At 67.8% G+C, this 21,165-nt stretch carries 13 protein-coding genes, 1 pseudogene and 1 CRISPR repeat array (1 of these 15 running past the window's edge); of the genes and pseudogenes, 9 read left to right on the top strand and 5 right to left on the bottom strand.

Going from position 1 to position 21,165, the window contains the following annotated elements; genetic code table 11:
- Positions 1-58: 58 nt before the first annotated feature.
- Together ABD481_RS33855 and ABD481_RS33860 are read right to left on the bottom strand one after the other, a co-directional pair.
- Positions 59-982, bottom strand: a complete 924-nt coding sequence (locus ABD481_RS33855; protein ID WP_344669912.1) for a carbamate kinase — start codon at positions 980-982, stop codon at positions 59-61.
- A gap of 1 nt (position 983) precedes the next feature.
- Positions 984-1,373, bottom strand: a pseudogene (locus ABD481_RS33860) (Rossmann-fold NAD(P)-binding domain-containing protein); the annotation flags it as partial.
- 238 nt (positions 1,374-1,611) lie between these two features.
- Here ABD481_RS33860 and ABD481_RS33865 point away from each other — a divergent pair.
- From ABD481_RS33865 to ABD481_RS33880, 4 genes are all read left to right on the top strand, one after another.
- Positions 1,612-2,316, top strand: coding sequence for a transposase (locus ABD481_RS33865; RefSeq protein ID WP_344669913.1), 705 nt, complete (start codon positions 1,612-1,614; stop codon positions 2,314-2,316).
- Positions 2,317-2,602: 286 nt separating this feature from the next.
- Complete coding sequence (locus ABD481_RS33870) at positions 2,603-5,230, top strand: DUF7507 domain-containing protein (RefSeq protein ID WP_344669914.1); 2,628 nt, start codon at positions 2,603-2,605, stop codon at positions 5,228-5,230.
- 501 nt (positions 5,231-5,731) lie between these two features.
- The gene (locus tag ABD481_RS33875; protein WP_344669915.1) at positions 5,732-6,145 is read left to right on the top strand and encodes a hypothetical protein; all 414 of its coding nucleotides are present in this window, start codon (positions 5,732-5,734) and stop codon (positions 6,143-6,145) included.
- 464 nt (positions 6,146-6,609) lie between these two features.
- Positions 6,610-6,786, top strand: coding sequence for a hypothetical protein (locus tag ABD481_RS33880; protein WP_344669916.1), 177 nt, complete (start codon positions 6,610-6,612; stop codon positions 6,784-6,786).
- Positions 6,787-6,949: 163 nt separating this feature from the next.
- On the opposite strand, the gene ABD481_RS33885 is transcribed toward ABD481_RS33880, so the two are convergent.
- Together ABD481_RS33885 and ABD481_RS33895 are read right to left on the bottom strand one after the other, a co-directional pair.
- On the bottom strand, positions 6,950-7,810 hold the full coding sequence (locus ABD481_RS33885) for a hypothetical protein (protein ID WP_344669917.1): 861 nt from the start codon (positions 7,808-7,810) through the stop codon (positions 6,950-6,952).
- A gap of 372 nt (positions 7,811-8,182) precedes the next feature.
- A complete protein-coding gene (locus ABD481_RS33895; RefSeq protein WP_344669918.1) occupies positions 8,183-9,463 on the bottom strand; it encodes a phosphatidylinositol-specific phospholipase C in 1,281 nt (426 codons plus the stop codon).
- A gap of 306 nt (positions 9,464-9,769) precedes the next feature.
- On the opposite strand from ABD481_RS33895, the gene ABD481_RS33900 reads away from it, so the two are divergent.
- Both ABD481_RS33900 and ABD481_RS33905 read left to right on the top strand, forming a co-directional pair.
- Positions 9,770-10,177, top strand: a complete 408-nt coding sequence (locus ABD481_RS33900; RefSeq protein WP_344669919.1) for an integrase core domain-containing protein — start codon at positions 9,770-9,772, stop codon at positions 10,175-10,177.
- Positions 10,178-10,546: 369 nt separating this feature from the next.
- Positions 10,547-11,377, top strand: coding sequence for an integrase core domain-containing protein (locus ABD481_RS33905; RefSeq protein WP_425559356.1), 831 nt, complete (start codon positions 10,547-10,549; stop codon positions 11,375-11,377).
- Between the two features lie 32 nt (positions 11,378-11,409).
- On the opposite strand, the gene ABD481_RS47515 is transcribed toward ABD481_RS33905, so the two are convergent.
- A complete protein-coding gene (locus ABD481_RS47515) occupies positions 11,410-11,799 on the bottom strand; it encodes a BTAD domain-containing putative transcriptional regulator (RefSeq protein ID WP_425559359.1) in 390 nt (129 codons plus the stop codon).
- A 508-nt stretch (positions 11,800-12,307) separates the two neighbouring features.
- Here ABD481_RS47515 and ABD481_RS33910 point away from each other — a divergent pair.
- From ABD481_RS33910 to ABD481_RS33920, 3 genes are all read left to right on the top strand, one after another.
- Positions 12,308-13,753 (top strand): recombinase family protein, encoded by a 1,446-nt coding sequence (locus ABD481_RS33910; RefSeq protein ID WP_344669920.1) that lies wholly within the window; start codon positions 12,308-12,310, stop codon positions 13,751-13,753.
- Positions 13,754-14,086: 333 nt separating this feature from the next.
- Complete coding sequence (locus ABD481_RS33915) at positions 14,087-16,861, top strand: Helicase associated domain protein (RefSeq protein WP_344669921.1); 2,775 nt, start codon at positions 14,087-14,089, stop codon at positions 16,859-16,861.
- 486 nt (positions 16,862-17,347) lie between these two features.
- Positions 17,348-17,845, top strand: a complete 498-nt coding sequence (locus tag ABD481_RS33920; protein WP_344669922.1) for a helix-turn-helix domain-containing protein — start codon at positions 17,348-17,350, stop codon at positions 17,843-17,845.
- A 465-nt stretch (positions 17,846-18,310) separates the two neighbouring features.
- A CRISPR array of direct repeats spans positions 18,311-21,165; the repeat unit is 29 nt (it continues 4,201 nt past the right edge of the window).

A 21,165-nucleotide genomic window follows, 5' to 3' on the forward strand; every position in this document is an offset into this window, starting at 1 on the left:
CCGCCTCGATCACGTCCGGGTGCCTCTGTCGTGATTGTCGGCGCACCGATCCGGTGTCCTACCCGGCAGTTCTGGCGGAGATGGTGGTCCCGGCGGAGCCCTTCAGGACTGCGGCCGCGTGCGCCAGCGATCCGATGGCTGCCGGCCGCCCGGTGGCTTCGACGAAGCGGCGGCAGGCCTCGATCTTGGGGCCCATGGATCCGGCCGGGAAGTGCAGGCCGTCCAGGTTCTCGAGGTTCAAGCGGCCCAGCGGGGCGGCCTGTGGTGTGCCGAAGTTCTCCATGACGGCCGACACGTCGGTGAGGATGAGCAGCCGGTCGGCATTGACCGCGATGGCGAGCAGGGCCGCGGTGAGGTCCTTGTCGACGACGGCTTCCACGCCTTGCAGCTGACCGGTGCCGTCGTCGATGACGGGAGCCCCTCCTCCGCCGCCGCAGATGACCACCGCCCGATCGCGGAGGACCCGGGTGATCGAGTCCTGTTCGACGATCCGCTTCGGGGCCGGAGAGGGCACCACGCGACGCCACTGGTCTCCGTCGGCCGCGACAGTCCAGCCGTCCGCGTCCGCCAGCTGCTTGGCACGTTCGTGGGTGTAGACCGGTCCGATGAACTTGTCCGGGTCGGCGAACGCCGGGTCGGCCGGGTCGACGACGGTCTGGGTGACCAGGCCCAGGACCGGCTTGGCAACCCCGGCGTTGCGCAGGCACCGGGCCAGCCAGTAGCCGATCATTCCCTGGGTCTGGGCCACGAGCACATCCAGCGGATAGGGCCGGGTGAGCGCGGAGTCGCTCTCGCTCTCGCTCTCCAGGGACAGCATCCCGACCTGGGGGCCGTTGCCGTGGCAGATGAGCAGCTCGTTGTCGATGGCCAAGGGCGCCAGAGCCTCGGCGGCGGCCTGGACGTGCTCGATCTGGATCGCGGCGTCGGGCTTCTCGCCGCGCCGCAGGAGCGCGTTGCCGCCGAGCGCGGCCACGATGCGCATGTCAGTCGCGTCCGAGCGCGGCGACCATGACGGCCTTGATGGTGTGCAGTCGGTTCTCCGCCTGGTCGAAGACGACCGAGCGGGAGGACTCGAAGACCTCGTCGGTGACCTCGGCGCTGTCCAGTCCGTGCTGGTCGAACAGGCGCTTGCCCAGCACGGTGGTGGTGTCGTGGACGCAGGGCAGGCAGTGCAGGAACTTCGTGTCCGGCTTGCCCGACGACTGCATGACCTTCTCGGTGACCCGGTACGGCAGCAGCGTCGGGATCCGGGCGCTCCACTGCTCGTCCGATTCACCCATCCTGACCCACACATCGGTGTAGACGAAGTCGACGCCGGCCACCCCCTTCTCGACGTCCTCGGTGACCAGGACGCGCGCGCCGCTGGCGGCGGCGTGAGTTGTCGTAAACGCAGTACTCGCCCCCCGCCCCGACAATGTGGACGTGTCGGCCGCGCGGTCGCCTGCGTCATGGCGGCGGCGACATGCTCCTTGGTGCCGGAGCCGATAACGGTCAGCCCCGAGGCCGGGTCATCAGTCACGGTCGGGGGCTGCACGGCATCCAGTGTCGCTCTCCCGGGTGCTATCTCGGCGCCGACCCCCGATTGTCCGGACGGCGCAGGGGGAATCGTGGATGATCGCGGCCGTGATTCACGATGCAGCCCGCAGGATGGGCGGGGGTGTAGATGCCCAGCGCGCCTACCTCGGTGCTGCCGCGCAGGTCATGGCCATTTTCCAAAACATGGTCATCGCGCTGCTCAGCGCTGGCAGGGATCACGAAGCTCACTCAGACGCTCGAGGGCATAGCCGCCGACCGAACCAGGATTCTGCCGATCCTGGCTGCATCCCGACCATGATCAAAAGACTTTGCTTTCACCCTGCGATGGGCCGACGAGATCCGGTGTCGATGATCTCGGCGATCGAGCAGCGTGGTCGGATCCATTTCACCTCCTTCACCGGCATCTGCGACAAAGCGGCGTTCATCAAGTTCTGTCAGCAGCTTCTGGCCGATGACGGCGGCGCCGACTTCCTGATTCTGGACAATGCCCCGGTCCACAGGTCGAAAGACGTCAAGGCGTTCGCGGAGAAGACCGACGGACGCCTCAAGCTGTTCTTCCTGCCCGGCTGCTGCCCGACCTTGAACCCCGATGGATGGGTCTGGAGCAACGTCAAGGCTGCCGGCGCCGGTCAGCGCGCCGCTCGGATCAAAGGCGAGGTGTTCTGCTTCGCCATCGAAGCGCTGGAGCGCCTTGCCACTGCCCCGGAGATCCTCTGCGGCTTCTTCCGCGACCCGACCTCGCCTACCTCAACCAAGGAAACCTACTTCGAATTATATTAGTATTCTCGCGAATTAATCAGTGCCCTGCCGGCGGTTGCAGAAGCAAGCTGACTTACCTCAACTCACGGCACTGCATACTGGCACGATCCATCAGGGCGGGACAATCGTTCTCGAAGTATCCACTCGAATGGAGCACGCCGCCATACCGGCCATGCGGCTACGGACTGCCTAAGATCATTCTGCCAGGAAGCCAGGGCGCAAATGAGCCAGCATCACCTAGCGTCGCACGTGGACGGAGACGGCAGCTGTGAAAGCAATGAACGTTCGTGGTCGCGTCCGCAGGCGCGTGCCAACTCGCGCTGCGACACTGCTGGTGGCCCCGCTGCTCGCGTTGCTGGGCGGGATTTTCATCGATGGCTTCGTGACACCCGCATACGCGGCGACGGTGATCTATGTCGCGACGACAGGGAACGACGGTCCAGCCTGCGGAACCGCGGCCGACCCGTGCCTGACTGTCGCGCAAGCCTATGGCCAGGCCTCGCCCGGGGACACCATCAAGGTGGCGGCGGGCACGTACACGGTGACCACGGGGCAGTTGCTCATCCAGAAGGCCGGGCTGCGCCTGGAGGGCGCGATGGTCGGAGTGGACGCGCGCACCCGGACGGTCGGCGGCCCCGGGGAGACCGTGATCGTATGCGCCTTCACCAGCGGCGGCGGGACGTTCACTCCCGACGCCGACTCGGTCACCATCGATGGCTTCACCTTCGAGGGGAACCCGAACGGTGCGGGGGTGGAGACGACCTCGAACTACAGCGGATACACCGTCATCAACACTGTCTTCACCAACAACTCCATGGGTGTGGACCCCGGGTCCAACGGAATTCAGCCCTCGGTCTTCACCCGGAACCTGTATGTCGCCAACAACAACGGCTTCGGCGGCAACGGGGTCTTCACCAGCGACTGGTGGGCGCTGAGCAATGCCAGCTTCACCGACAGTTCCTTCAGCGGCAACAACAACACGCCGATCGACATCGACGGGCGGGCCGCTCGTGTGGGCGTGGACGTGGCCACGGGCATCACCATTACCGGCAACGACATGGTCGGCGAGGGCCCGATCTTCATCGTCTCGGTAACGGATGCGAAAATCTCCGACAATACGACGACCGGAGGTTTCAGCGGGGTGGAACTGTCCGGGAACGACCACAACGTCACCGTCACCAACAACACCATCACGGACAAGACGCACGGGAGCGTAGTGGTCGTCACCTCGAACGACCAACGCCCGAACACCAACGTCACCATCGCGGACAACACCATGGAGAGGACCGCAACCGCTGCCGGCCGCGCCGCCATCGACATTTCCGGCAGCAGCGCCATCGCGATTACCAGCAATCTCATCCTCGACTCCGGTAACAACGGGATCGCTGTCGGCATCCGCGGGGAAGCCGAGCAGCCGGGACTGCCGCCGCTACCCCGCCCCAGCTCGGACATCACCATCATGCAGAACACCATCACAGGGTCCGGCGGCATCGGGATCACCATTGCCGATGGCGCCTACACCGGCCGGATGGTGGTACGGTTCAACCGGATCGTGGACAACGGCAACTCTGACGGTCTGGTCAACGACGACGCCGCCGCCGCCGTGGACGCGCGATGGGACTGGTGGGGCTGTAACATCCCAGACCATCCGCAGCCGCCTGTGAACGGCCAACTGGCCAGTGGCGGAGGTCCCGGCTGCGGCACCATCAAGGGTGCCTCGGCCTCGGCCTCGAACGTCACCTTCGCCCCATGGCTGGTGCTCACGATCGCGACCATCCCCGCCGATGTGCTGCCGGGTCAGACGGTCGCTGTCGCGTCATCTCTCGCCAGAGACTCGGACGGCAGCTCCACCGTAGGCGTGGCCGACAGCCCCACGCCGTACTTCCGAGTCGTGCCGGACAACTTCACCGCGGACAACGGCCAGGTCGTCCCCGCCACCGTCGTACTCACTCCACAGCTGAACGCCAAAACCTCCTGGACAGTCGGCTTGACACTGCCCACGCGGGTTTGTTCCACCGTCGATCACCAGACCGTCTGCATCGCATGGTCGGAGCGATCTTCGATCAGTCTGGCGAAGTCGGCGTCTCCGACGGTGGTGTCCAAGGCCGGTGACACGGTGGCGTATTCGTTCGTGGTGACCAACACCGGGAACGTGCCGCTGACCAGTGTGACGGTGGTGGATACGGCGTTCTCCGGTTCTGGTGGAGCTCCGGCGATCACCTGCCCGGTGACGACGTTGGCGCCGGCGGAGTCGACGACCTGCACGGCGACCTACGTCGTGACGCGGACAGATATCGACGCGGGTCAGATCACGAACACCGCGACGGCTACCGGCACTCCGCCGACCGGTCCGGCGGTGGAAAGCGCTCCGTCCTCCGCGACGGTCACGGCAGCCACCGCGTCATCGACACTGACCGTCGTGAAGGAGGCGGTGCCGACCAGCGTGGACGCCGCCGGCCAGGTGGTCAGCTACACCTTCGAGGTGAAGAACACAGGGAACACCATCCTGACGAACATCACTGTGACCGACACGATGACCGCCCCGGCGGGCCCGGTCCCGGCGGTTTCCTGCCCGGTGACGACGCTGGCGCCGGGTGCGTCGACAACCTGTACCGCGACCTACGCCGTCACGCAGGCCGACATCAACGCCGGTCAGATCACGAACACCGCGACCGCGCACGGCACCCCGCCCACTGGCCCGACGGTGGACAGTCCTCCGTCCTCGGCGGCAGTGCAGGTCACGCACCAGCCGACGCCGCACGCCGGAACCGCCGAGGCTGAGAGCAACTGGCTGGTCCCACCGGTCCGGGCCATGCTGCCAGGCACCGGCGCCACGGGCCTGCTCAACCAGGCAGGCGCGGCCTGTGCCACCGTCGTCCTCGGCCTGGCGCTGGTGGCCGCGGCCCACCGACGCCGCGCTGGACGGGCCTGCTGAGTCTGGAACTCAGGGGGACAAGGAAACGCGAGGATGGAGCGGTGCCGGCCGAAACAGATCGGCCGGCACCCTGAGCTACGACAGCGGCTGCTAGCCTGCTTTTTTCGTGCTGTTCTAGTTGAAAAGGGTGCAGATGAAACTCAGGGAGATCGATTCGGGTCGGGTCGGTGCTGGGTTGGCATCCCTTACCGATGGCCGTTGGAAGGCGCCCGGTTTGTATGTGCATCTGCCTCCGCATAGCCTCGGCTATACGGAGGCCGCCGTGTCGGCCGGGACACGTCGGCTTGGCGCGGGGCCGCGGTTCGGCGGGTCGCGTCTGCGCGGACGTCGGAGGCTGCAGGCCGGTTCGAGTTCGCGGGCGGCGCCGAGGGCGTAAGGGGTGTCGAGCGGTGCTTCGATCAGCCCGGGGCCCGCAGTGGCTGAGCCGACAGGTTGCTGATTCGCCCGATCGAGTCCCGCTTTGTTCTCTACCCTGGTAACAGGGGTAGAGGGAGGCCGCCGATGGTGTCGGTGCTGGAACGGCTGGCTGCGCGGGAGCAGGCCGCAGCCGGGCGGATCGAGGAGATCCAGAAGCAAATCGCGGCGTTGACGGCAGAGCTCGGCGAGGCCGAGCGTGAGCTGGAGCGGCTGCGGATCGGCCAGGAGGTGCTGGCCGAGGTGCCCGCTGAGGATGACGCGGCGCCGGAGGCGCCAGCCGCCGTCCTATCCCGGCAGACCGCGTCGCGGTGGGCGATGGTGCCGGTATTCGCCCCGGATGCCGATCCGTCGCAGGCATTGGCCGGGCTGCCGCGGCCTTATCAAGACGTGCTGGAGGCGATCGACGACGCCGGGGAGCCGCTGCGGTCGGTGGACTGTGCCGATCTTTGGGGCTGGGCGTGCAGGCCAGGGTCATCGAGGCGATGCGCGGCGAACTGAACCGGTTGGTGGAACGGGTTGGTGCGTCAGTAGCGAACCGGGCCGATACGGGCTGTCCCCTGGCGTTCGCCGGCGAATCGGGTGAAAGCGCTGCAGCCGAAGAGATCTTCCCCCAGCGTCGGAGGTGAGCAGCCACCCACGCCGCAAGGAAGATCCCGCCATGTCAGACTACGCCGACACCCCCCGATCCCGAAGCCTGTTTCGACGCCGCAGGCGCAGGCTTGGAAGATCTGATCTGCGCCGCCCGGTCCCACGGCCGGTGCGGCGACTGGAGCGCCGAGGCCGCCGAGACCGCGGTCATCGGCGACACCCGCGCTGTCGCGCTGGCGGTGCTGCAGGGATTCTTCGACACGCAGCAGGGTGTAGCCAGGCTGTGGCGAAGTCCTGGCCTGGCATGTTTCCGATTTGACTGCGTGAGGCGGGGTTCGTCTCCTATCGTAGTGTTCGGGCGGGGGGAGACTGTGATGGCGTCGCTGGTGGACCTGCTGGCCGAGCGCGAGATTGCTGCCGAGGCGTGGGTCGCGGCGCTTCAGGAGCAGATCGCGGCGCTGTCCGGGCAGCTGGCGGTGGCGGCCGAGGCGGTGTCGCGGTTGCGGGTCACGCGGGAGACGGTCGCTGGTGTTGGGCGGTGCGTCGGCTGATGCCGTGGGAGTGCCGGATGCCGGTAGCGATGCTCCGGAGCCGGCCCCTGGGTTGTTGGTGCCGCACCGGGTCGCGGGGGTGGAGTCCTCGGCGTTGCCGCAGGGGTACTGCGACGTGCTGGAGGTGCTGGCCGATGCCGCCGGGCCGTTGCGGCAGGGCAGATCAGCGTCGCGCTGGGGCTGGGCCCTCGGCCCGGGAGGGGATGCGCTCCAGTGCCGGCGGCTGGTAGAGCGCGGCCGGCTGGTCGCGACGGCGAGGGACTGTTCGTCCTGGCCGGTGGAGTTGTGTTGCGGACCGGGGAATCCGGGTCCTGATCACACGGTGCGCGGCTACCGTGGGCAGGGATGGTGCAAGCACGCTCGGGGAGGCGAGGGGAACCCGGCGATGGCAGTCCACGACCACGACCACGACCACGAACTCGGCCACGGGCACGGTGGCGGGATTCCGGCCGGGCTGGAGGAGCAGGTCCAGCAGGCGCTGGCCGACCACGGGGGACCGGCGCAGTTCGCGGCGTTGACGGTGCGGATGTCCGGCCCGCAGGCGCTGGGCTGGACTCTGGAGCAGATCGAGGGCGAGTTGTCCGGCTCCGGTCGGGAACTGCTGCGGCTGCTGGCGCAGGCCAACTTGGACGTGCGTGCGCAGAAGGAGGAGGACGCCGCCGATTCCGGCGGCGGATGTCCGGCGCCGGTGGGCGCCGCAGGTGTGGTGCACACCCGCACCGAGCGCGGTCACCGGCGCCCCGGCCCAACTCGACCTGTTCGCCGCCCAGGCCAAGGCCCGGAACATCCAGGTCAACATCATCATCGACTTCGTGCACGTCCTGGAATACCTGTGGAAAGCCGCCCGCAGCTTCCATCCCGCGCCGGCCAGGCCGCACACGACACCGCCGCCGAGGCGTTCGTCGCCGCCCACGCCGCCGCCCCGCCGGCCGGCCGGCCGCACCACCGACACCATCGCCGAGCTGACCGACGCAGCCGACACCGCCGACATCACCGACCCGCACAGCGGCGTGCGCACCGCCATCGGCTATCTCACCAACAAGGCCGACCACCTGGACTACGCCACCCCTGGCCAAAGGCTGGCCGATCGCCACCGGCGCTGTGGAAGGCGCCTGCCGACACCTCATCGGCGACCGCCTGGACATCACCGGAGCCCGATGGGGCCTGGAAGGCGCCGAAGCCGTCCTCACCCTGCGAGCCCTGATCGACAACGGCGACTTCGAAGAGTACTTGACCTTTCACACCGCCGCCGAGTACCAGCGAAACCACCGAGCCCGCTACCAACACGGACTCGCACTAGCCGTCTGACCAGGCAAGTCAGATCACTACAGCCTGGCTACCCCAACCCGGACCGTCTCCGGCGGGAAGGCCCAGACCGGCACGTACTTCCTCCAGCTCAAGCTGTCCGCCGACTCCGCGGCCGCGCCGGTGTGGCCGATGTCCGGCGGAGGGTGACCCGTCGCCGTGCGAACGGGTCGAAGGCGAGATATGCGCCGATCACGCACAGGGCGAGTGCGGTGCCGAGCAAAGCCGGTGTGCCGCCCATCCCGGTTGCGGGGAGCATGGCGGCTCCCAGCCCGGCACCCAGATTGGCCGCGATGACGTCGCTGATCAGTCCGCGGCCGGGGAAGTCGGCGTAGATGAGTCCGTACCGGTGGGGTCTGCCCTTCTGGCGGTCCATCTCCTGCATGGTCAGCACGTTGGCGCCCTCGAAGGCCACCGAGCAGGTGGTTCTCGTTCCGAAGAACCAGTAGGTGAGGCAGCCCACGCTGGGGTATTCCGCGAGGCAGTTGTAGGCGTAAAAGCAGGTGCCGGCGTAGCCGCGGGTCCAGCCGGTGAGCAGGTTTGGTGCGCTTGTTCCGGGGCTGGAGTGGCCGCTAGCGACGAAGTAGGGGAATGAACCGCCCGAGCCGCTGAGGAAGTTGACGTAGACGGTGTTCCGCGATCCGGCGGCGGCACGGTCCAGTTGCGCTTTGATCGAGCGCCACTTGTCGGCCAGGTTCCAGTTAGTGGTCAGGTGGTAGTCGTCTTGGATACAGAGGTAGCCGGGATTGCGGCAGTCGTTGCGCCACGGGATGCCCACCCTTGACGGAGAGGAGAAGTTCTGCAGGACAACGATCTTGCCGCGGACCTCGCCCAACGCGGGGTTGTCGCTGGTGCCCCGGTAGTAGTGGGGGTCCGCGTCGAGGTCCGTCTTGACCTTGTCGGCGAAGCCGGGTGTCGGCTGCTCATCCTGGATCCGCATCAGCAGCGTCTCGGAGGGATGGTTCTGCAGGAAGGTATCGGCCACCTGAAGCACCGTCGGCGGGTAGTCGTAGCGCGATGCGTCGAAGGAGAAGAGGGTCTTCTGGAAGAAGGGGCCGTGGTAGATACCGAGCTTCTTGACGGGAAGCGCGTGGGCCACCACGACGTCGGCCAGGCGGATGTCCCAGGCCCGGATGCCCGAGTTGAGCTGGGTGCTCAGACTCATCGACTGGGTGAGGGCACTGTCTCCGCCGGCGACGGAAGCTCCGCTGTCGTGGGTACCGGGCAGGGACAGTTCACTGAGCCGTGCAGAATCCGGCAACATGCGCATCCAGTCGGTCTCGGTGAGGCCGATGCTGGAATCGTGGGAGTATCCGGCGGTGGCGGAGGCGAGAGCGGGTGTGGCCGCGCTGGCGCACAGGCCGGCCACCACGGCCGTCAGTACCGCCGTTCGCGCAAGAACGCGCAATCTCCTGATCATGTGATGTTCCCGGGGGTTGTAAGGACCGTCCCGCGACTGCGGACATGCCGGATGCGGATGGAGCAGGGATCGGCGGCTCGGTGAAACCGACAGCTCAGGCGGCGAACGTGCGCCCGTCCAGCCGCCTGATGATCGTTATTCCAAGCCCGGGTGTTTTTGAACTAGGCCAAACCGGCGAACGCCACGGAACGTGGGCCGCCGCCGCTGGCGCACGTATGCGCAAGCAGGCGTGCAGCTCTGGGCGTGATCATCGGAGGCTTGAAGAGGGTCCGAGCCCACGAAGGTAGTCTGGAAATTGTCTGCACCCAGGAACGCATTCTTAAGATCTTCCGGATTACCCGTCTATGGCAGACCTTCAGGTTCCATGACTCGGTCGTGATCCGCACCTGCGTCCGCGCGCCGCGCCAAAACTCGATCATGGAGCGCTGGTTCCGGTCCCTACGCGCGGAGCTGACCGACCGCACGTTGATCTGGAACCTGGAGCATCTGATGTGGCTGCTTCGCGAATATGAGTCGTTCTACAACGGCCACCGCCCACACCGGTCCCTGGACCAGGCCGCACCGACATGTCCGGTGCCGGAGAAGGTCATCGACCTCGACGAATTCCGCGTCCGAAGGCACGACCGAGCCAGAGGAATCCTCCACGAATACCAGCAGGTCGCATAGGTTATCGGCACCCTCAGCTTCGACCCCTGCGTGATCTGATAGCTGTTGGCTTCCGCGCATCACCTTCGTCTTCGTCTTCGCGGAGAGAACATCGCTAGTGGCAATCGCTCGGTGCTGCACGGTGTACCGCCTCCGCGGAGAGAACTTACTACCGCCCAAAGCAATCCAAGCCAGTCCCGGCCACCTCCGCTTGCGCGGAGAGAACTGCCGTGACCCCAACGAGTAGCTCATGCTTAGCGGGCCACCTCCGCCTGGGCGGAGAGAACAAGTCGCCGTTCGCGACATCCAGGTACAGCTGCGCACCACCTCCGCGCTGGCGCGGCTCCTGCCGCGAGCCCTGCGTGCCCACCGGCTCGTCAGCCGGCGACGTTGCTGGCCTGGCATCGTCTGCTCGTCGCGCGGAAGTGGCGCCGGCCTCGCCCGGTAGGGCGGCCGCCGATCCCTGGAGAACTCGCCGTGTTGATCGTGCGGATGGCGACGGAGAACCCTGGGTGGGGGTACACGCGCATCCGGGGCGAGCTGTGTCGTTTGGGCCGCCGGGTCGGCGCCTGGACGATCCGCCGTGTGCTGTGTGCTCATCGGATCCCTCCGGCTCTGAAGCGGGTCAACGACTTGTCCTGGCGGAGGTTTTTGCGTGCCCAGGCCGACGCGATGTTGGCCACGGACTTTTTCCACGTGGATTGCACGGTGACTTTGCGGCGGCTCTATGTCTTCTTTGTCATGGAGGTCGGAACCCGCAGTGTTCACATACTCGGTGTCACCAGCAATCCGTCAGGGGAGTGGGTGACGCAGTGCGCGCGGAACCTCGTCATGGATCTCGGCGGACTGGCCGGCCGGTTCAGTTTCCTGGTCCGGGATCGTGACGCGAAGTTCACCGACGCCTTCGACGCGGTGTTCACTGCCGAAGGCGTCGAGGTGAAGAAGATCTCGCCGCAGTGCCCGCGGGCGAACGCCTATGCCGAACGATTCGTGCTGACGGCCCGGACCGAATGCACGGACCGGATGCTGATCTTCGGTGAACGCCACCTTCGTACCGTCCTGAACCGCTACGTCGAGCACTACAACACGCACCGGCCCCATCGCAGCCTCGGGCTCCGAGCGCCTGCCGACGCCCCGAACGTCATCCCGTTTCCCGCCGCCCGAATACGCCGCGAACAGGTCCTCGGCGGACTGGTCAACGAGTACCACGAGGCCTCATAAGCGTCCTGCGAATGCGTCAGCGTACATGCAGGTCAGGGCCTACTGAGGGTTTTGGAACCCCGCAGGCGTGCAGGGCGAGTGTCGTCTTGCCGCTGCCGGCCCAGCCCGTCGAGGGCGAACACCGCCGCTCGGGGCCGGCGCGCAGGTCGGAGGCGACGGCCTCCAGGAGGCTCGACAGCTCTGCCTGGCGCCCGACCAGGCAAGTCCGGGCAGGGTCCAGGGTGTCGACAGGGCACGGGGCCTCTCCGCCCTCGGGCGGCGCGAGCACGGGCCGTGCTGAGCCGTTGAGCATCCTCTGGGAGCGAACGCAACTCGGTGTGAGGTTCGGTCGCGGTGCGCTCGCGCAGCCGGCTGCGCAGCTCGCGATAGATGGCCAGCGCGTCTTCGGTGCGCCCGTCTCGGTCCAAGGCGGTCATGACCAGGGCGGCGACGTGCTGGTCGGTGCGGTTCGCGGCCGGCCGTCAGCTGGCTCAGCTCGGCGACCGCATGGGCGCGGCGGACGTCGGCCAGCAGGCCCAGTTCGATACGGCCCAGGATGGCCGCGCGCCGCTTGTCGGTCAGGACCCGCCGCACGTTGACGGCCCAGGACCCGGTCAGGCCGGCGAGCGGCTCTCCGTTCCACAGGGCCTCGGCCTGGCGGAACGGTTCACGGGCGTCGGCGAGGCCGGCAAACGGTGTTCTTGGCGGCGTGACCGGTCGCGGTGGCGTCGGCCGCTGAGAAGATCGGCCACCGGGGTGGCGCCGCCGGGTCGGGTGTTACGTTGCCGATGCCCGTGCACGATCATGCCCAAGCTATGGGCCGGGCCCGATGGTGTGACGGTGTGTTCGGGAAGCGTGTTTGTTCGGGTTCTACCTCGTTGGCGGATCTCTGACACCCGGATGGTTAGCTGTCGGGTGCGTGGATTGTGTGGCGGGCGTGATTCTGAGGGCATGATCGTTGACCCGAACCAGGTGCGCCGTGCCGGGGTGACGCATCCCGGCACGGCCAGTGGCTCTGGGGGAGGGGATCGGGGGTCGGTGTCTGGGTTGCGGTTCGCGTTTGCCGGGCGGGTGTCGACGGAGGATCTGCAGTCGCCGGTGGAGTCACGGTCGTGGCAGTTGGAGCGAGCCTCGGCGTTGGTGGCGTCGTTCGGTGAGATCGTGGCTGACTTCTTCGATGTGGGGCAGTCGCGGGCTACGTCTTGGTTGCGTCGTCCGGAGTCGTGCCGGCTTCTGGAGGCGCTGGCTGATCCCGGGCGTGGGTTCGACGCGGTGGTGGTCGGTGAGCCGCAGCGAGTTTTCTATGACAATCAGTACGGGATGGTCGCGCCGTTGTTCGCGCATTACCGGGTCGGGTTGTGGGTGCCGGAGCTGGGCGGGCCGGTGGATCCGGACAATGAGGCGCACGGGTTGACGATGGCGGTGTTCGCGCAGCTGGCCAAGGCCGAGCGTAAGCGGATCCAGATACGGGTGCGGGCGGCGATGGGAGCCAAGGCTCGTAGTGAGGGCCGGTTCCTGGGTGGCCGGCCGCCGTACGGCTACCGGCTGGCTGATGCCGGGCCGCATCCGAACCCGGAGATGTGCCGGATGGGAGTGCGACTGCACCGGCTGGAGCCCGATCCGGTGGCCGGTCCGGTCGTGACGCGGATCTTCGCCCGGCGTGCCGCGGGACTCAGCGCCGCCGCGATCTGTCTGGAGCTCGATCGGGCGGCGATCGCGTGCCCGTCAGCGCACGATCCGGGCCGCAACCGGCACCGGAGCGGCCGGGGCTGGACCGCCGGAGCGGTCTTCGCGATCCTGCGCAATCCGCGCTACCTGGGCTACCAGGTATGGGGCCGCGCCCGGAAGACCGATGTGCTGGTCGACCCGGGGAACGTGCAGCTGGGTACCAGGCCGGTGTTGGTCGACAACCCGGCCGCCGACTGGGTGTGGTCCGACGAACAGGCTCAGCCCGCACTCGTCGACGAGCCGACCTGGGAGAAGGCGCAGCAGGTGCGCTGTCAGCGCGCTGTGACGACCGCCGACCGGACGTATTTGCTGGCCGGGCTCCTGCGGTGTGCGCACTGCGGACGACGCCTGGAGAGCGCGTGGAACAACGGCCGTCCCACCTACCGCTGCAAGCACCCCGCCCAGACGGCGGACAGCGACTTCGATTCCAGCTCTCTGATTCGGATGCCCAAGACGTTGTCGGTGCGAGAGGATTCGATTCTTCGACTTCTGCCCGCGCTGATCATCGCCCTCGGCCTCACCACGGCCGCGGACGACGACAGTCTGGAGGCCTGCGTGTCAGCCCTCCGCGAGTGTCGCACTCCGCTGATCTACAACCACAACGACAAAACCGTCACCGCGAACAGCGATGACGGACCGATTCGGATCAGAATCCGGGAGAAAGCTTAAGAAGGGCCTTCAAGTTTAGCCGACTTGTACCCCCACAAACCTCTGACCAGCGCTTTTACTGCCGGAAGAGGTCTGAGGCGACCCGAAAAATCCGGACATATAAGGTCAAAAAAGTGTCCGAGGGGCGTCCGACCCTATAACCCCACGAAATACCTGGGTGACGGCCGTCGAATTGTCGCTACGATGAGATCGGTTGACTCTGCTGCGTAACGGATGCCGTGTCGATCGTTCCATCGGCATAGACGTCAGCCGGGCCGTGATCGCTGGTGACGGATTCCGTCGGTGTCCTTTAGCGGGTGCCGGGGTCGGTTGTGGAGGCGGATACGAGTGGGCATGGGTGATGGCTGGCGGGGGAGTGGGCAGCTGTGGCCGCACCAGATCGACGCTGTGGGGGCGGTGTTGGGCCAGGTCGGTACGGGGGGACGGACGAGCGTGGTGGCGGCCTGCGGCACGGGTAAGACCCGGATCGGGGCGGAGGTGGCGGCGCGGCTGGGTGTTGTCGGCCGGGTGTTGGTGGTCGTGCCGACGATCGAGTTGATGGTCCAGGCCCTTGCGGTGTACCGGGCGGGGGCTGGTGGGCGGGCTGTGGTGGCGGTGTGCGGTGATGCGAGCCTTGCCGAGCGGGAGATGGTCGAGGGCCGGCCCGGGGTGGTGGTGACGACGGTGCCGGACGTCTTGGCCCAGGTCCTGGCTGGGCGTGGTGGGGCGACGGTGCTGTCCACGTACGCCTCGGTGCCGGTGGTCGCGGCGGCGCATGCTCATCACGGGCTGGCCGAGTGGGATCTGATCGTAGTCGATGAGGCGCACCGCACCACCGGCAAGGCCGGCGGTGCGTGGAAGGCGGTGCATCGGGACGCGCAGGTCCCGGCGCGTCGGCGCCTGTATATGACGGCCACTCCGCGTGTCTCGATCGGGGAGGGCGATGAACTGGTCTCGATGGACGACCGCGCGGTGTTCGGATCGGTGGCATACCGGCTGCCGTTCTCCTCGGCGATCGATCTGGGTCTGTTGGCCGACTATCGGGTTGTGATGCCGATGGTCACCTCCGATGAGGCGCTGCGGTTGACGGCGAACGAGGCGGTGGGTTTGCGGCTTGGCGCCGGGGTGTTGTCGCCGGCGCTGGTGGCCGGGCAGATCGCGGTGCTGCGGACGATGGGCGAGTTCGGTGTTCGGCGGGCGATCAGTTATCACCATCGGGTGGCCGCCGCGCGTACCTGGGCCTCGACGTTGCCGGCGACCGCGGGGTTGATGCCTAATGTGGGGCTGGGGGCTTTGTGGTCCGGGCATGTTTCCGGCGCGCAGTCCCCGACGCTGCGGCGCCGGGTGCTCGATCGTCTGGCTGATCCTGGTGGAGAGCTGGTCGTGGTCTCCAATGCTCGGGTGCTGAACGAGGGTGTGGACGTTCCGGCGGTGGATGCGGTGGTGTTCGCCGAGCCGCGCCGTTCGGCGATCGACACGATCCAGGCTGTGGGCCGGGCGATGCGGACCGGGGGACGGACCGATAAGACTGCGACGATTGTGGTGCCGCTGGTGTTGGCTGAGGGCCAGAGTCCGCAGGCGGCGCTGGAGACCTCGGTGTGGGACGGGGTCTGGATGGTTCTGCGGGCGCTTCGCGATCACGATGACAGGCTGGCCGAGCAGTTGCGGCTGCTGCGTACAGGCCTCGGCCAGGGCCGCGGCTTCCAGCCGTTCGGGCCCGAGCACAGGCTCCCGCCGTGGATGACGATTACCGGCATCGAGGTTCCTGACGACTTTGCCCAGGCTGTCGTCATCCGTGCGGTCCGTGCCGCGACGCCGAGCTGGGATGAGTACTTCGGCGCGGCCCGCGCCTTTCGGCACGCACACGACGGGCAGGAGATCCCACAGGACACGGTCACCGCTGAGGGCTTGCGGATCGGAGCGTGGTGGGCCAAGCAGCGTGCCGCCTACAACGCTGGGATCCTCCCCGCCGACCGGGCCGCGCTGCTGGACGTCGAGGGCATCGTCTGGGATCAGCTGGAAGAGGCCTGGCTCGCGACCTTCGCGGAGATCGCCGCTGACGTCGAACGGCAGGGTCACTTCGCCTTCGACCCGCAGGCTGTGACCGCGCGCGGCGTCAACAAGCTCAACTGGGCCAGCGCCCAGCGCGCCCGGCACCGGGCCGGAAAGCTCGCAGCCGGGCGGATCGAGCGGCTCGAGGCTATCGGCTTCCCGTGGGACGGCGCGGCCGACAGGTGGCTGCGCCGCTATGCCGAGGTCAAGGCGGTGCACGACCGTCGCGGGAGCCTGCTGCGCCTGCCCGCGGCGAGCAGGGAGGGGATTTGGCTGGAGAACCAGCGCATTGCCCACAAGTCCGGCCGCCTGGCCGGCTGGCAGCACGCGCTGCTCACGCAGCTTGGGGTCACCCTTGCAGACCGGCGGGACGCGCTATGGGCCAACAGTCTGGCCGCGCTCACGGCATTCCATGCCGAAGAAGGTCACTGGACCGTTCCGCCGGATCTGACCACCGTCGATGGAATCAACCTGCGCACATGGTGTGGCACGCTGCGCGCCCAGCATGCCAACGGTACCTTGGACTCCAAGCGTGCCGAACTGCTCGAACGAGCAGGATTCCCTTGGAGCCCGGCCGACGAACGCTGGGACCGCCGATATCGGGAACTCGAACACTTCCACCGGGCCCACGGACACCTCAACCTTCCCAAGGGCCCGCTGTACTCCTGGCTCTACCAGCAGACGAGGAAACGCCTCGACGGCCCGCTCACCCCGGCACGAGCCGAACGGTTGGCCGCGATCGACCCCTTGTGGTTCGACGAACACGCCAGTACCACCAGTGACCGCACCCGGGGCTACTTCCGCCTGACCGACGCCTCCTGGAACCAGGTGCGCGAGATCCTGCCCGGGAGCGGCGGTGCGGCTTGGGCGGATGCCGACCATCGCCAGATCATCGAAGCGATCCTCTGGAAGATCGGCACCGGTGCCCGCTGGAACGACCTACCGGAACACCTTGGCTCCTTCAACGCCATCAGGGCCTGGTACCAGCAGCGGATCCAGGACGGCACTTGGCAGGCCATCACCCGCCGTACCCGCATGACAAGGAACCACAACCAACCCCAAGGCCCCTCCACATAAGACTGAACCGTTCCTGGGCGGGTCCAGCGAGGATTCGAGACGGATTACAACGCCCATCAGCCCCACCGGACCCTGGACCAGGCCGCACCGCTGCGCCCGAAGCCCGAACCGATCAACCGCGATGCTCAGCTCAACGACCTGGACGTGCGAAGTGGCGACCGCCTCGGCGGCACTCTGCACGAGTGTGTTAGGGCTCGTTCAGCGAGCCCTAACAGCAGTCCGGCTGGCAGTGGCCGGGCGCAAAGACTTCACCGAGGACCCCCGAATGATCATTGCCGACGCCAGGTGAAGTGGAACCGACGGTCGTTCATTCGCAGGGAGCCCTGCTGCCGGACGCGACCCGAGGCGCAAGGTACTGAGGATGAAGGGCTGGCGTTCCGCCGGGTTCGCCATGGTGACGGCGAAGGTGCAGTCGCCGCCTGTTCGAACTATGAGGTTGAGGGTGCCGGTAACTGCTGTGAGCTGGGATGATGCTGTGCCGTAGCGTTGAAGCTGAACTATCTAGTCCTGTGCCGGGTTTTCGCGTGGCTGCGGCTGGCCGCACGGGATTCGACGGCGAAGGACGTCGAGATCTTGATGCTGCGTCATCAACTCGCTGTCGCGCAGCACCGGGATCCACACCTCGCGCGCAGATTGACCTGGGCCGACCGCGTGGCTGGCATTCCTGGCCGGACTGCTACCGGCCGGCCGACTGCCGCGACTGAGGTTGATCGTCGCGCCCGGGACGCTACTACGCTGGCACCGGGAACTGCTGCACCGCCGCTGGGCACGGCGCTCACGGCACCGCCCGGGACAACCTGCGACTTACCGGAGGATCAAGCCCTGGTGCTGCGGCTGGCACGGGAGAATCCCGGCTGGGGCTACCGCCGGATCCATGGCGAACTGGCCGGCCTCGGTATCAAGACTGCCCTCTCCACCGTGTGGGAGATCCTCAAAGAGGCCGGCATCGGTCCTGACGCAGCACGCGACAACGGACCGACCTAAGCCCAGTTCCTGCGCTCACAGGCGCAAGCGATCATCGCCTGCGACTTCGTGGTGGTCGATCTGCTCGATGGCTCTAAAGCCTACGTGCTCGCCGTGATCGAGCACGCCACACGGCGGGTCCGTGTGCTCGACGCCACCTTTCACCCCATGGTCACTCGCGCACCACCTCCGCCTGCGCGGAGAGAACCCAGCCCCATTCTCGACCTCGCCAGCGATCGGCACACCACCTCCGCCTGCGCGGAGAGAACTGCCGTGACCCCAACGAGTAGCTCATGCTTAGCGGGCCACCTCCGCCTGCGCGGAGAGAACATGCACAATGTCGATATCCATGAACACCCTAACGGACCACCTCCGCGTGCGCGGAGAGAACTCTAGGAGCCACCCCGGAACGTTGCGGGGTGGCGGACCACCCCCCCGCCTATGCGGAGGGGCCCTCTTCGAGGGGGCGACGATCTCTGCGCCGACCGGACGACCTCCGCCTGCGCGGAGAGAACGGGCGCCCAGAAAGCCGCAGCGCCCCGGACCACTGCACCACCTCCGCCTGCGCGGAGAGAACTACCTCGCAGGTGTCCGGACTCTGGGAGCGACCGCACCACCTCCGCCTGCGCGGAGAGAACCGGTCCTCAATCTGCCGGGCCTCCATCGCGGCCGCACCACCTCCGCCTGCGCGGAGAGAACCTTTGATTGCGCACCTCGTGGGCGACTACGTCCGCACCACCTCCGCCTGCACGGAGAGAACGCCAGGCCCGCGGCATCAGCGGTGACCCGCACCGCACCACCTCCGCCTGCGCGGAGAGAACCCGGCCCCGGCTGCTGCACCGATCACCGTGAACGCACCACCTCCGCCTGCGCGGAGAGAACTCGCCGTCGCCCAGAACGCGACCCTGCTGGCCCGCACCGCCTCCGCCTGCGCGGAGAGAACGACGCCGGGACCTGCGGGCACATCCCGCCGGCCGCACCACCTCCGCCTGCGCGGAGAGAACGCCGTCGTCCGGGACGAGATCGAGGACATCGTCGCACCACCTCCGCCTGCGCGGAGAGAGCGGCGCGGAGATGAATCCGCAGGTCAAGAAGGATGCGCCACCTCCGCCTGCGCGGAGAGAACGTCTCCTGGGCGGCACCGCAGGGTCGCGACGACGCACCATCTCCGCCTGCGCGGAGAGAACCAGCTACACAACCTGCCGCCCGAGGTCGAACTCGCACCACCTCCGCCTGCGCGGAGAGAACGCGGAGCGGGCCCGACAGGCCTGAACTGCGATCGCACCACCTCCGCCTGCGCGGAGAGAACAACTCCTCGGCCTGCGCGGCGTCCGCCGTTGCCGCACCACCTCCGCCTGCGCGGAGACAACGAGACGACTCCCGCCCCGCTGCCCCGCTGCCCCGCCGGAACGCACCACCTCCGCCTGCGCGGAGAGAACAGCGTTCAGCGAAACGGAGCGTCTGGCAAGTACGCACCACCTCCGCCTGCGTGGAGAAAACGTGCTGATGGACCTCAACATGCCCCGCGCGGACGCACCACCTCCGCCTGCGCGGAGAGAACGGCTGGGGCGAAACCGACGCGCTGCTCGCCCGCGCACCACCTCCGCCTGCGCGGAGAGAACGCCGAGGAAAACGGGCTGCTGAGGCTCGGCGGCGCACCACCTCCGCCTGCGCGGAGAGAACGTGTCCAGCACCGCGGGGGAGCGCCTTCGTCGCGCACCACCTCCGCCTGCGCGGAGAGAACGTGTCATCGGGAGTGTGGGTCAGGCCAGATCGACCGCACCACCTCCGCCTGCGCGGAGAGAACTCCCACTCGACCGCGAGCGTCAGGAAGTCGTCCGCACCACCTCCGCCTGCGCGGAGAGAACGATGCCGAGGTCCGGTGCGGCGGCGGTGGTGGCGCACCACCTCCGCCTGCGCGGAGAGAACGGCACGGCGGTGACGACCGCCGCTCGGCATTCCGCACCACCTCCGCCTGCGCGGAGAGAACCCGGCCGTGATCGCGGCGGCCGGACCGCGGTGCGCACCACCTCCGCCTGCGCGGAGAGAACCAAGGCTGGCGCGACTGAGCCGATCCGATGGCCGCACCACCTCCGCCTGCGCGGAGAGAACGCCTGAGCCGCTGACGGAAGAAAGCCAGCCGCCGCACCACCTCCGCCTGCGCGGAGAGAACGCCCGCCCGGCTGAACGGTTTCAGCCGGGACGGCTGCACCACCTCCGCCTGCGCGGAGAGAACCTGCGGTCGGGTTCGAGGCTGTACGCCTGGCGCGCACCACCTCCGCCTGCGCGGAGAGAACCCTGCGGGCATCGCCGCAGGCCACGACAGGGCCGCACCACCTCCGCCTGCGCGGAGAGAACGACGTGCTTGCGGCGATCCTCGCCAACGAGGACGCACCACCTCCGCCTGCGCGGAGAGAACCAGACACGAGAGGTGAGGCAGTGCTAGAGCAGCGCACCACCTCCGCCTGCGCGGAGAGAACGACCAGCGCGCCGAGCGATCCGATGGTCCCTGCGCACCACCTCCGCCTGCGCGGAGAGAACGGCGGCCGGGACTGCCCCGGTCGCCACTCGTTCGCACCACCTCCGCCTGCGCGGAGAGAACTTCTGGTGACCAACCCCGCGGAGTGGCGCGACCGCACCACCTCCGCCTGCGCGGAGAGAACAGGATCACCTGATACGACGTGACCGCCGCCGTCGCACCACCTCCGCCTGCGCGGAGAGAACGTCAAGCGTGACAAGTTGTCGGCGCTGAGTAGCGCACCACCTCCGCCTGCGCGGAGAGAACGTCCGGCCGGTCCGGCAGAAGGACATACCAGCCGCACCACCTCCGCCTGCGCGGAGAGAACCCCAGCCCGGCGCGTGCGGTGCTGCGGCCTGTCGCACCACCTCCGCCTGCGCGGAGAGAACTCCGGCATGATGATCGACGCCTCGTCCAGGTCCGCACCACCTCCGCCTGCGCGGAGAGAACTTGGATCTGGACAGCGAGCCGAAGCACACGGCCGCACCACCTCCGCCTGCGCGGAGAGAACGGATCTGTACCCCGCAGTCGGCGGCCAGGCCGCGCACCACCTCCGCCTGCGCGGAGAGAACCGCGCCGAGCACTATTCCGAAAGTGCTGCCGACGCACCACCTCCGCCTGCGCGGAGAGAACCGGGCTCGTACCCCACTCGCCAGGGAGGAACTCGCACCACCTCCGCCTGCGCGGAGAGAACCCGGTCACCAGCTCATCGCCGTGCCGGCCGAGCGCACCACCTCCGCCTGCGCGGAGAGAACGGCTTCCTCGATGACGGTCCCGCGTGCGACGTCGCACCACCTCCGCCTGCGCGGAGAGAACGCATCGT

Source organism: Catenulispora yoronensis (assembly GCF_039531695.1).
GTDB classification, from domain to species: Bacteria; Actinomycetota; Actinomycetes; order Streptomycetales; family Catenulisporaceae; genus Catenulispora; species Catenulispora yoronensis.

Bases quoted from the DNA above. Each gene is read 5' to 3' on its own strand.
- ABD481_RS33880 (WP_344669916.1), top strand. From the start codon at position 6,610: ATGGCGTCGCTGGTGGACCTGCTGGCCGAGCGCGAGATTGCTGCCGAG.
- ABD481_RS33865 (WP_344669913.1), top strand. From the start codon at position 1,612: ATGATCGCGGCCGTGATTCACGATGCAGCCCGCAGGATGGGCGGGGGT.
- ABD481_RS33885 (WP_344669917.1), bottom strand. From the start codon at position 7,810: ATGGCGGTGCGCACGCCGCTGTGCGGGTCGGTGATGTCGGCGGTGTCG.
- ABD481_RS33875 (WP_344669915.1), top strand. From the start codon at position 5,732: ATGGTGTCGGTGCTGGAACGGCTGGCTGCGCGGGAGCAGGCCGCAGCC.
- ABD481_RS33910 (WP_344669920.1), top strand. From the start codon at position 12,308: ATGATCGTTGACCCGAACCAGGTGCGCCGTGCCGGGGTGACGCATCCC.
- ABD481_RS33855 (WP_344669912.1), bottom strand. From the start codon at position 982: ATGCGCATCGTGGCCGCGCTCGGCGGCAACGCGCTCCTGCGGCGCGGC.
- ABD481_RS33915 (WP_344669921.1), top strand. From the start codon at position 14,087: ATGGGTGATGGCTGGCGGGGGAGTGGGCAGCTGTGGCCGCACCAGATC.